This is a genomic window from Knoellia aerolata DSM 18566 (assembly GCF_000768695.1).
In the GTDB taxonomy this organism is placed as follows: domain Bacteria; phylum Actinomycetota; class Actinomycetes; order Actinomycetales; family Dermatophilaceae; genus Knoellia; species Knoellia aerolata.
The window spans coordinates 17,569-28,875 of record NZ_AVPL01000048.1 but is presented as its reverse complement, the minus strand read 5'-3'; the positions used below and the strand labels follow the sequence as shown (position 1 = coordinate 28,875).

Annotated in this window: 9 protein-coding genes; 1 reads left to right on the top strand and 8 read right to left on the bottom strand. The window is 71.7% G+C overall.

Going from position 1 to position 11,307, the window contains the following annotated elements; translation table 11 throughout:
- From N801_RS14655 to N801_RS14645, 3 genes are all read right to left on the bottom strand, one after another.
- Nucleotides 1-628, bottom strand: a 628-nt coding sequence (locus tag N801_RS14655) for a hypothetical protein (RefSeq protein ID WP_035939352.1), incomplete at its 3' end; no start/stop codon positions are given.
- Nucleotides 629-693: 65 nt separating this feature from the next.
- Nucleotides 694-1,461, bottom strand: coding sequence for a hypothetical protein (locus N801_RS14650; RefSeq protein WP_035939350.1), 768 nt, complete (start codon nucleotides 1,459-1,461; stop codon nucleotides 694-696).
- Nucleotides 1,458-2,111, bottom strand: coding sequence for a SatD family protein (locus tag N801_RS14645; RefSeq protein ID WP_035939348.1), 654 nt, complete (start codon nucleotides 2,109-2,111; stop codon nucleotides 1,458-1,460). The genes N801_RS14650 and N801_RS14645 overlap by 4 nt, the downstream gene beginning before the upstream one ends.
- 233 nt (nucleotides 2,112-2,344) lie before the next feature.
- Between N801_RS14645 and N801_RS14640 the strand changes: the two genes are divergently transcribed.
- Nucleotides 2,345-3,232 carry a universal stress protein gene (locus N801_RS14640; protein ID WP_169744280.1) on the top strand — a complete coding sequence of 296 codons (888 nt, stop codon included), beginning with the start codon at nucleotides 2,345-2,347 and terminating at the stop codon, nucleotides 3,230-3,232.
- On the opposite strand, the gene N801_RS14635 is transcribed toward N801_RS14640, so the two are convergent.
- The 5 genes from N801_RS14635 to N801_RS14615 form a co-directional block, all read right to left on the bottom strand.
- Nucleotides 3,164-5,347 carry a S9 family peptidase gene (locus N801_RS14635; RefSeq protein WP_052113105.1) on the bottom strand — a complete coding sequence of 728 codons (2,184 nt, stop codon included), beginning with the start codon at nucleotides 5,345-5,347 and terminating at the stop codon, nucleotides 3,164-3,166. The two genes, N801_RS14640 and N801_RS14635, sit on opposite strands and share 69 nt — an antisense overlap.
- Nucleotides 5,340-8,957, bottom strand: a complete 3,618-nt coding sequence (gene dnaE / locus N801_RS14630; protein ID WP_035939344.1) for a DNA polymerase III subunit alpha — start codon at nucleotides 8,955-8,957, stop codon at nucleotides 5,340-5,342. Before dnaE ends, N801_RS14635 begins: the two co-directional genes overlap by 8 nt.
- 91 nt (nucleotides 8,958-9,048) lie before the next feature.
- A complete protein-coding gene (locus N801_RS14625; RefSeq protein WP_035939342.1) occupies nucleotides 9,049-9,972 on the bottom strand; it encodes an RluA family pseudouridine synthase in 924 nt (307 codons plus the stop codon).
- On the bottom strand, nucleotides 9,965-10,573 hold the full coding sequence (gene lspA, locus N801_RS14620; protein ID WP_084109024.1) for a signal peptidase II: 609 nt from the start codon (nucleotides 10,571-10,573) through the stop codon (nucleotides 9,965-9,967). Before lspA ends, N801_RS14625 begins: the two co-directional genes overlap by 8 nt.
- A complete protein-coding gene (locus tag N801_RS14615) occupies nucleotides 10,546-11,238 on the bottom strand; it encodes a TraR/DksA family transcriptional regulator (protein WP_035939356.1) in 693 nt (230 codons plus the stop codon). Before N801_RS14615 ends, lspA begins: the two co-directional genes overlap by 28 nt.
- Nucleotides 11,239-11,307 lie beyond the last annotated feature (69 nt).

The window sequence follows — 11,307 nt, the reverse complement described above, 5'->3', positions numbered from 1 at the left end:
CCGTGTCCGCGCCGCCCGCGTCGCCGCCGTCACCCCCGGCGTCGCCCCCCGAGTCGCCGCCGGAGCCGGCCCCGGACTCCCCCGCGTCGGCCGCCTCCGGCGAGTCGCCGTAGCCGTCGAAGAGCGTGTTGGCGATGGCGGACCCGACGACGACGCCCGCGATGGTGCCCATCATCGAGCCCATCATCATCCCGCCCATGCCCATCCCGGCGCCGCCCCCGACCGACCCCCGACCGAAGGTGCGCTCGAGCGTGCCCGGCTGGCGCATCTCGGCGCGCGTCGCGGCGCGGGCGAGGTCCTGCGGCTCGGCGCTCGCCGGGGCCTCGCCCTGCGCGGCGCCCTCGGTGAGCTGCGCGAGCACCTGCTGGCGCTGCTCCGGGGTCAACCGGGCGAACGCCTCGGCGTGCACCTGCTCGAGCGACTCCGGCGGAGCGGTGCGCAGGAGGTAGCGGTAGCGGGCGACGGCCCGCTCGTCCTCGGAGGAGGCCCCACCGGCACCGGCCCGGAACGGCTGGCCCTGCCCGCGGGGGGCGCGGGAGGTTGACCAGGACCCTCCGCCTGCGCCGGGCGCCTGTCCCTGCTGCTGCTGCAGGGGCTCACGGCCGAGAAGCTTGTCGAGAAATCCCACGGGTCCTCCTTGGGTCGGGCCGGGACGGCTCCGCGGCCTCACCCCAGCATGCCCCGACGGCGACCTCAACGGGTGAGTGCGAGGGACCCCAACGCGACGAGCCAGCTGACGAAGCTGCCGACGAGGAAGTACTCGGTGACCTCGTCGATGCCGTCGCCCTTGACGCTCGCCCCGTCGTCACGGGCCGACTGCAGCTCCGGGAAACGGATGAGCCCCTTGGCGGCGATGACGATGCTGGCGGCGGTGATCTGACCGGCGAGGCCGAGGCCGATGATGAAGACGCGCTCCATCGGGCCGAGCAGCCGCCCGCCCTTGAGCTTCTCGGACGGCTGGGCGCCCGGGGGGCCGCCGTTGGGCGCCGAGGGGCGCATCGCCCCGACGCTGACGAGGACGAGGCGCACGATGACGTTGCCGGTCGCGAGGTTGGCGACGCCGAGCCCCGTGACGAGGAGCAGTCGGGCGACCGGCTGGTCACCGTCGAAGGGCAGGTCGGCCCACGTGAGCCACCTCCCCAACGGGCCGCCGGGCGTCGAGGCCAACCCCGACGCGGCGACGAGGGCGAAGGCGGAGCCACCGAGCACGAGCAGAGCCCGGGCGTGACCTCCCCCGCGTCGCAGCGAACGCTCGGAGAGGACGACCCACCCGGCCAGCGGCCCGACCGACGCGGTGAGGGCGACGAGGTCCGCCGCGCCCGAGAGCCCGGCCAGCAGCCCCACCGCGACGACGGTCACTGCCCCGGCCGGCACGGCGGCGCGGCGGACGTGCCGGTGCCCGACCGACCGGAGGAGGTCGCTCACCCCGACCCCGATGAGCCACACCGCCAACCACGTCACGGCAGGGTCCGGAGCAGCTCGTGGGAGCGGACGATGACGGCGAGCCCGTCGGCACGGACCCGCTGGGAGACCGCCGACGGGCTGATGCCCTCGGCTGCGGCGAGCTCACGCTGTGTCATGCCGTCGAGAAGTCCTCTCAGCAGCCGACCTGACCGCTCCGACAACGACCCAACCATGTGGTCCCGACACTGCAGGGCAGCCTCGACGGCGCGTGCGGTCCCGTTCTCGTCGGCCTCGCCCTCGGCCAGCCGGTAGGCGGTGTGGACGTGCTGCATCGCCGCCCGCTCGGCCTGCTCCTCCACGTCGACGATGGCCTGTCGCGCGGCCCACCAGCCCGGACCGTCCTTGATCCCCCTGACCTCGTCGAGGGTGGTGGTGGCGCCCCGGCCGAGCCCGTAGCGGGTCTCGGCCTCCGGGCCCAGGACGAGGCGGGTCCGCAGCGCGGCCTCGAGCGCGGCGCCGAGGTCGGCGTAGACGGCCTGGAACTCGTCGCCCACCGTCACCTCGAGCGGCTCGACGTGCGCCACGCGAGCGTTCGTGTCGGCGAGGGCGGCCTCGACGGCGCGGTGCAGCCGGTGGCGGTCCGGGCTCTCGCGCGAGCCGACGACGTCGCCGATGAGCACGACCGGGGACGGCTGACGACCACTCATGTCCAGAGCATACCTTCATCTCAGCGAGATTCAGTCATGTTCTTCACTTCGTGCATCTGAAGCCCCACCCTGCACCGCCGTCGCCGTCGCGCCCCCCGCGATTCACCTGTCCCCGGCGCCCGGGGAGGTCCATCATGGAGGAGCGGACCTCGGTGGTCCGTGACGACGGGGACCTCCCGGTCCCAGCCCGTGAGCTCTCCGCCGCCCGGTCCACTTCTCCCGTGGAGGAACTGATGAGCGGCACCACCTCACCCGCACCCAAGTCGCGGATCGTCGTCGGCATCGACGGGTCCGCGCACGGCTGGGCCGCCCTCGCCTGGGCCGCCGAGCAGGCCGCGGCGCGGTCGATGAGCCTGCACCTCATCCACGCCTTCGCCCCGGACATCCCCATGCTCGGCTTCGGCACGACCGACCAGAGCTCGATCCGCAGCGAGGGCGAGCGGCTCCTCGCCACGGCGACGGCGCGCGCCCACGCGGTCGACCGCGGCATCACCGTGACGACGTCACTGCCGCCCGGCTACGCCTCCCGCTCGCTCGTCGCCGCCTCCCACGACGCCGCGCTCGTCGTCCTCGGCGCCGTCGGCCACGGGCTGCTCAGCCGGGCCACCATCGGTGCCGTCGCCCAGCAGGTCGCCGCCCATGCCACGTGCCCGGTCGTCATCGTCGGGCACGAGGGACACACCGAGGCCCTCCACCACCGGGTCGTCGTCGGGGTCGACGGCTCGAAGCCGTCGATGGCGGCCCTGCGCACCGCCTTCGACCACGCCGCCCAACGTGACGCCGAGCTCGTCGTCGTCCACGCCTGGGAGGCCAAGGGCCCCGAGGACCCGACCCTGCAGACCGACTCGAGCTGGCCGGCATACGAAGGTGGTCTGGAGCAGGCCGTCAGTCGCGAGATCTCCGCGATGAGCGCCGAGCACCCCGCCGTCAAGGTCGTGCACCACGTGGTGCGCAGCTCTCCGGTGGCCGCGCTCATCGAGGCGGCCGACTCCGCCGACCTCGTGGTCGTCGGAGCCCGCGGCACGGGAGGGTTCCCCGGGCTGCACCTCGGCTCAGTCTCGAACCGGCTCCTCGGCCGCACCGCCTGCCCGCTCGTCCTCGTGCACCCGCGGAAGCCGTGAGGTCGCTCCGAGCTGGTCGAGCACGAACGCCCACTCCCACGCGACCTGCTCCCACGCCGCGTAGCGCCCGCTGCGTCCCCCGTGACCGGCGGCCATCTCGGTGCGCAGCAGGATCGGCCGGGTCGCCTCGTCGTTGGTGACGGTCTCGCGCAGCCGCGCCACCCACTTGGCGGCCTCGGTGAAGTAGACGCGGGTGTCGTTGAGGCTCGTCGTGGCGAGGATCGCCGGATAGGCCTGCGCCGCAACGTTCTCGTACGGCGTGTAGGCCTTCATCACCGCGTAGACCTCGGGGTCCTCGAGCGGGTTCCCCCACTCCTCCCACTCCCCCACGGTCAGCGGCAGGTCCGGCCTCAGAATGGTCGTCAGGGCGTCGACGAACGGCACCGCGCCGTGGGCGACCCGGAAGCGGTCCGGAGCGAGGTTGAGCACCGCACCGACGAGCAGGCCACCGGCCGAGCCGCCCTCGAGCCCCAGCCGGTCCGGCGCGACCCAGCCCAGCTCGACGAGCCGGTCGGCACAGGCGACGGTGTCGCTGAACGTCCGGGGCTTGGCGAGCAGCTTGCCCTCGTCGTACCAGTGGCGCCCCATCTCGCCGCCGCCGCGCACGTGGGCGGTGGCGTGCACGACGCCCCGGTCGAGCAGCGAGAGCCGGGCGACCGAGAAGTAGGGGTCGCTGGAGTGCTCGTAGGCGCCGTATGCCGTGAGCAGGCCCGGGTGCGTCCCGTCCGGTCGCAGGTCCCTCCGGTGGACCAGCGAGATCGGGACCTGCGTCCCGTCGGCGGCCGTCGCCCACTCGCGGTGCTGGACGTAGTCGGCCAGGTCGACGTCACCGAGGACCGGCTGCTGCTTGAGCACCGTGCGCTCACCCGTCGTCAGGTCGAGCTCGAGGACGGTGCGGGGGGTGACGAACGACTCGTAGACGACCTGGAGCGCCGTCTGTCCCGGCTCGGGGTTGTCGCCCAGGCCGACCGAGTAGATCGGCTCCTCGAACTCGACCGGGACGGGCGCGGCATACCCCGACGTGCTCGTGGGATCGGCGGTGAGGAGCGACAGCGCGGTGATCCCGCCGCGGCGCAGGGCGAGCACGGCCACCCCGTCGAACGCGTCGACGCCGATGAACCGCTCCCCCTCGCCGGCCGCGAGCAGCGGGCGCCACTGGTCGTGGCTCGTCGCGTCGAGCGGCGCCCACGCGAGGTCGGAGTCGGGGTTGTCGGTGTTGTGGACGATGAGGAGGTGGTCGGCGGCGGGCTCGACGTCGTACTCGACACCGTCGCGACGGGGCGCGACGACCCGGAAAGCCGCCTCGGGCGTGCGCGAGTCGAGGAGGTGCACCTCCGACGTCGTCTTCGAGCCGAGCGCGAGGACCAGCCAGCGCTCGTCGCGGCTGACGCCGATGCCCATCCAGAAGCGCTCGTCGGCCTCCTCGTGCACGAGGACGTCACCCTCGGGGTCGGCGCCGACAACGTGACGCCACAGCTGGTGCGGGCGCCACGCGTCGTCGAGGCGGGTGTAGAAGATCGTGCCGCCGTCGCGGGAGAACTCGACCCCGTAGCCGATCCCGGTGAGCGCCTCGTCGAGCGTCTCCCCCGTGGTGAGGTCGCGCACGACGAGGTCGAAGCGCTCGTCACCGGTCGTGTCGGTGGCCAGGGCGAGGCGGTCGTGGTCGGCACTCACCGCGAGGGCGCCGATGGAGAAGAACTCCGAGTCCCCGGCCTCGTCGTTGCCGTCGACGAGGACCTGCTCGCCGGGCGGGACCTCGTCCGGGGTCACGACCGGGCGGACGGCGGGGTCGAGCACGGGGACGCGGGCCTGGATCGCGTACTGCTGGCCCTCGACCGTGCGGGAGTAGTACCACCACGGACCCGAGCGCACCGGCACCGACAGGTCGGTCTCGAGCACGCGTGACTTGATCTCGCCGAAGATGCTGTCCCGCAACGGTTGCAGGTGCGCGGTGCGGGCGTCGGCGTAGGCGTTCTCGGCCTCGAGGTGGGCCAGCACCTCGGGGTCGTCGCCGTCGCGCAGCCACTCGTAGGGGTCGACGACCCGGTCCCCGTGGTGCTCGCGCACGTGCTCGCGGGTGGCCGCCCGGGGCGGCTCGATGCGCAGGTCAGCCACCGGTGAGGCACCTCGGGCCGAGGAGGACCTTGAGGTCGCCGAAGAGCGACTCGGTCGCGTCGACGCGCAGCGCGTCGTCGAGCCGGATGAGGGTGCTCCGGCCGGGCTTGGTCAGCTTGAGGTGGACCTCGGTCGCGCCCGGGTGGTTGGACAGGACACCCTTGAGCTCCTCCATCCGGCCGGTCGTCGCGCGCATCGTGTCGAGGGTGACGACCACCGGGCCGCGCGGACCCTCGGTGATCTCCGGCAGGGTGAGCTCCTGGGCGTAGATCGACACGGAGTCGTCGCGCCGGTTGAGCTTTCCCCGGACGACGGCGACGACGTCCTGAGAGAGCATCGTCGACACCGTGAGGTAGGCGCTGGGGAAGAAGAGACACTCGATGGCGCCCTCGAGGTCCTCGACGGTGGCGATCGCCCAGAGGTCGCCCTTCTTGGTCCGCTTCACCTGGAGCCCGGTGATGAGCCCCGCGACGGTGACCATCGAGCCCTCGGGCTTGCCGTCCTCGGCGCTGAGGCTCGCGATGGCGGTGTCGGCGTGCTGGGCGAGGACGTGCTCGACCCCGAACAGCGGGTGGTCGGACACGTAGAGGCCGAGCATCTCGCGCTCGAACTGGAGGAGGGTCGACTTGTCCCACTCGACCGAGGGGACCGGCGTCAGGCCCATCATCGTCGCGTCGCCGCCCCCAGAACCGTCAGCGTCGTCGCCCCCCAGGAGACCGAAGAGCGAGTCCTGGCCGATCGCCTCCTGGCGCTTGATCGCGACGAAGGCGTCGACGTACTCCTCGTGCACCCGGAGCAGGCCCGCCCTCGTCTCGCCCAGCCCGTCGAACGCCCCGCCCTTGATGAGCGACTCGATCGTCCGCTTGTTGCACACCACGGCCGGGCACTTGGAGAGGAAGTCGCGGAACGAGGTGAACGCGCCCTTGTCCGTGCGCGCGGCGATGATCGCCTCGACGACGTTGTGGCCGACGTTGCGGATGGCCGCCATGCCGAAGCGGATGTCCGTGCCGACGGCGGCGAAGCGCGCGACGGAGTCGTTGACGTCGGGCGGGAGCACCTTGATGCCCATGCGGCGGCACTCGCCGAGGTAGAGCGCCGACTTGTCCTTGTCGTCGCCGACGCTGGTGAGCAGGCCCGCCATGTACTCGGCCGGGTAGTTCGCCTTGAGGTACGCGGTCCAGTACGAGACGAGCCCGTAGGCCGCGGTGTGGGCCTTGTTGAACGCGTAGTCCGAGAAGGGCACGAGGACGCCCCAGAGGGCCGCGATGGAGGCCTCGGTGAAGCCCTTGGCCTTCATGCCCTGGGAGAAGGGGACGTACTCGGCGTCGAGCACCTCCTTCTTCTTCTTGCCCATCGCCCGGCGCAGGAGGTCGGCGTTGCCGAGCGTGTAGCCGGCGAGCTTCTGGGCGATCTCCATGACCTGCTCCTGGTAGATCACCAGGCCGTAGGTGGTGCTGAGCAGCGGCAGGAGGGCGTCGATCATCTCCTGCTGGAGCTTGCCCTTGAGCTGCGGGTCGAGGGGGGTGAGCTCCTGCTTGCCGTTCTTGCGCAGCGCGAAGTTCGTGTGCGCGTTGACGCCCATCGGGCCCGGGCGGTAGAGGGCCAGGGCGGCGGAGATGTCCTCGAAGGTGTCCGGCTGCATGAGCTTGAGCAGGGTCCGCATGCCGCCGCCGTCGAGCTGGAAGACACCGAGGGTGTCGCCGCGCGAGAGCAGCTGGTAGGTGGCCTTGTCGGTCATGTCCTTGGACAGGGCGTCGAGGTCGAGGTCCTCGCCGCGGTTGGCCTTCACGTTCTCGATGGCGTCGTCGAGGATGGTGAGGTTGCGCAGGCCGAGGAAGTCCATCTTGACCAGGCCGAGCGTCTCGCAGGTCGGGTAGTCGAACTGGGTGAGGACCTGGCCGTCCTGGAGCCGCTTCATGATCGGGATGACGTCGATGAGCGGCTCGCTGCTCATGATGACGCCGGCGGCGTGGACACCCCACTGGCGCTTGAGCCCCTCGAGGCCCTTGGCGGTCTCGACGATCTCCTTGAAGTGCGGCTCGGTCTCGACGAGGGAGCGGAACTCGCTGCCCTCGGCGTAGCGGGGGTGCTCGGGGTCGTAGATGCCCGAGAGCGGGACGCCCTTGCCCATGACGTCGGCCGGCATCGCCTTGGTGAGCTGCTCGCCGACGTTGAACGGGTGGCCCATGACGCGGGCGGAGTCCTTGACCGCCTGCTTGGCCTTGATCGTGCCGTAGGTGACGATCTGCGCGACCCGCTCGGAGCCGTACTTCTCGGTGACGTAGCGGATCACCTCGCCGCGCCGGCGCTCGTCGAAGTCGATGTCGAAGTCGGGCATGGACGCGCGCTCGGGGTTGAGGAACCGCTCGAAGATCAGCCCGTGCGGGATCGGGTCGAGGTCGGTGATCTTCATCGCGTAGGCGCACATGGACCCGGCACCCGAGCCACGGCCCGGGCCGACCCGGATGCCCTGGGCCTTGGCCCAGTTGATGAAGTCGGCGACGACGAGGAAGTAGGAGGCGTAGCCCTTGGAGGCGATGACCTCGATCTCGTAGTCGGCCTGCTTCTGCGCGTACTCGGGGATGCCGCCGGGGAAGCGGTCACCCAGCCCGGTCTGGACCTCCTTGACGAACCAGGACTCCTCGCTCTCCCCCGGCGGGCAGGAGAACCGAGGCATGTAGCGGCCCTCGCCCTCGGTGAAGGAGACCTCGCACATGTCGGCGACGAGCAGGGTGTTGTCGCACGCCTCGGGGAACTCGCGCCAGGTGTGCCGCATCTCGGCGGCGGACTTGAGGTAGTAGCCGTCACCGTCGAACTTGAACCGGTTGGGGTCCATGAGGGTCGAGCCCGACTGCACGCACAGCAGGGCGCCGTGGGCGGTCGCGTCCTCGGGGTAGGTGTAGTGGCTGTCGTTGGTGGCCAGGAGCGGGAGGTCGAGCTCCTTGGCGAGGCGCAGGAGGTCCTTGATCGTGCGGCGCTCGATCTCGTTCTGGTGGTCCATGACCTCGCAGAAGTAGTTCTCGGCGCCGAAGATGTCGCGGAAGTCGCTGGCCGCCTGCTTCGCGAGGTCGTACTGGCCCAGGCGCAGGCGGGTCTGGATCTCGCTGGAGGGGCAGCCGGTCGTGGCGACGAGGCCCTGGCCGTACTCGCTGAGGAGCTCGCGGTCCAGGCGCGGCCACTTCGCGTAGACCTGGTCGAGCGAGGCCTGGCTGTCCATCCGGAAGAGGTTGCGCAGCCCGTTGTTGTTCTTGGCGAGCAGCGTCATGTGCGTGTAGGCGCCGGAACCGGACACGTCGTCGCCCTGGCGGGTGCGCTCGTCGCCCCACTTGACGCGGGTCTTGTCGGTGCGGTGCGTGCCCGGCGTGACGTAGGCCTCGAGGCCGATGATCGGCTTGACGCCGGTCCCCTGGGCCTTGCGCCAGAACTCGTGGGCGCCGTAGAGGTAGCCGTGGTCGGTCATGGCGAGCGCCGGCATGCCGAGCTCGCCGGCGCGCTGGAACAGGTCGCCGATCCGCGCCGCTCCGTCGAGCATGGAGTACTCGGTGTGGACGTGCAGGTGGACGAAGTTGTCCGTGCGGTCCGGGGCTGGGGAGGAGGTAGACGAGGACATCGTCGACCATCCTAAGTCGGTCCGGCGACAGTGCCGACGGACGCGCCACCGAGTGACGGATGGGACGGATGGTGTATGCCGTCCCGCCGGCTCAGAGGCGGTCCAGGGCGCTCTGCAGGTCGGCCGGGTAGGTGCTCTCGTAGGTGACCCAGTCGCCGCTCCCGGGGTGCTCGAAGCCGAGGCCGACGGCGTGCAGCCACTGGCGCTCGAGCCCGAGCTTCCTGGCGAGGGTCGGGTCCGCGCCGTACGTGAGGTCGCCCACGCACGGGTGGCGCAGGGCCGAGAAGTGGACCCGGATCTGGTGGGTGCGACCGGTCTCGAGGCGGACCTCGAGCAGGCTCGCGTGCCGGAACGCCTCGATGAGCTCGTAGTGGGTGACGGCGGGCTTGCCCGACTCCATCACGGCGAACTTGTAGTCGTGGCCCGGGTGACGGGCGATCGGGGCGTCGATGGTGCCCACGAGCGGGTCAGGAAGCCCCTGGACGAGCGTGTGGTAGGTCTTGTCGACCCGGCGCTCCTTGAAGGCCCGCTTGAGCAGCGAGTAGCCGCGCTCGCTCTTGCAGACGACCATGAGGCCCGAGGTGCCGACGTCGAGGCGGGAGACGATCCCCTGCCGCTCGCTCGCGCCGCTCGTGGAGATCCGGTAGCCGGCCGCGGCCAGCCCGCCCAGCACGGTCGGGCCGGTCCAGCCGACGCTCGGGTGCGCCGCGACGCCGACCGGCTTGTCGACGACGACGATGTCGTCGTCGTCGTGGACGATCCCCATGCCGGGGACCGGCTCGGCGATGACCTCGAGGGTGGGGCTCGGGTCGCTGCTGGGCAGGCTGACCTCGAGCATGTCGCCGCCGTGGACACGGTGGGACTTGCCGACGCTCGCGCCGTTGACGCTGACGCCGCCGTCGGCCGCGAGGTCGGCGGCGCGGGTGCGGGAGAGGCCGAACAGGCGAGCCATGGCGGCGTCGACCCGCTCGCCCTGGAGGCCCTCGGGCACGAGGACGGTGCGGTCGTCAGACATCGTCGGACCCCTCGTCGCCGTCTCCGTGGTGGGCTTCGTGCCGACCGTGCGTCACCCCTTCGAGCGGTATGCCGCGCACGGCCAGGACCGCGCCGTAGCCGGCCGCCCCGACGATCGCGATGTCGGCGATGTTGCCGATGAACAGGCCGAAGTAGTCGATGAAGTCGACGACGTGGCCGCGGCCGAGCCCGGGCGAGCGCAGGACCCGGTCGACGAGGTTGCCGACCGCGCCACCGAGGAGCAGCCCGAGGGTGATGGCCCACCCACGGTGGCCGACCCGGATGGCGGCGCGGCCGACCCAGACGACGATCCCCAGCGCGACGAGCGTGAGCAGCCAGGTGACGCCGTCGCCGAGCGAGAACGCGGCTCCCGGGTTGCGGATGAGGTTGAGGCGCAGCAGCGAGCCCACGAGCTCGCGCGGCTGCCCCGGCGTGAGGGCGCTCAGGGCCCACACCTTGGAGGCCTGGTCGAGGACGAGCGTGAGCACGCCGACCCCCACGAGGAGGGTGAACAGCCGAGACCGGCCCTGGACCTGGTCCCGGGCCGGTGCGGTGGTGGACTGGGGGCTGGGCGTCAGCGGCGTTCCTGTTTCATCTTGCATGGCATGCATAGGGTCGCACGAGGTGCGGCCTGCAGGCGAAGTTTGCCGATCGGCTGGCCGCAGGACTCGCACACCCCGTAGGTGCCGTCGTCGAGCCGCTCGAGGGCGTGCTCGTTCTGGCGGAGCATCTCCCGGGCGTTGTCGGCGAGCGCGATCTCCTGCTCGCGCTCCCACGTCTTGGCGCCGGCGTCGGCCTGGTCGTCACCGGCCCCGTCCCCGGAGTTGCGCAGCAGCTCGGACAGCTCCGACTCGGCGTGGGACACCTCGGACCGGAGCTGGGCGACGTCGGCCTCGATCTCGGCACGGACCGCCTTGAGCTCGGCGGCGGTCCACGGCGACTCGTCCTCGCGCACGACGAGCTTGGCCTTCCGCGCGGCGGCGGCCGAGGCTCGCGTCGCCGCCGGCGTGGCCGTCGTCGCGGGCGCCTTCGCGGCCGGGGCCTTCTTGGCCGCAGCGGCCTTCGCGGTCGGGGCCTTCTTCGCCGCAGCGGCCTTCGTGGCGGGTGCCTTCTTCGCCGCAGCAGCCTTGGCGGCGGGGACCTTCGTGTTGTTGGCGGACGCCGGCTTGCTCGCTCGGCCGAGCGCCTTCTTCACCACCGCCAACGCGGAGGAGGCCTTGCCGGGTCCGGTCGTGGAGGTCCCGGAGGGAGCGCCCTTGGCAGCCATGACTGTCCTCACTCGTCAACAAAGGTCGGGCCCCGAGGGCTCGACCACGTGCCGAGATGATAAGCCCTC

Coding starts and splice junctions, on each gene's coding strand:
- lspA (WP_084109024.1), bottom strand. CDS start 10,573: ATGCAAGATGAAACAGGAACGCCGCTGACGCCCAGCCCCCAGTCCACC.
- N801_RS14625 (WP_035939342.1), bottom strand. CDS start 9,972: ATGTCTGACGACCGCACCGTCCTCGTGCCCGAGGGCCTCCAGGGCGAG.
- N801_RS14645 (WP_035939348.1), bottom strand. CDS start 2,111: ATGAGTGGTCGTCAGCCGTCCCCGGTCGTGCTCATCGGCGACGTCGTC.
- N801_RS14640 (WP_169744280.1), top strand. CDS start 2,345: ATGAGCGGCACCACCTCACCCGCACCCAAGTCGCGGATCGTCGTCGGC.
- N801_RS14615 (WP_035939356.1), bottom strand. CDS start 11,238: ATGGCTGCCAAGGGCGCTCCCTCCGGGACCTCCACGACCGGACCCGGC.
- dnaE (WP_035939344.1), bottom strand. CDS start 8,957: ATGTCCTCGTCTACCTCCTCCCCAGCCCCGGACCGCACGGACAACTTC.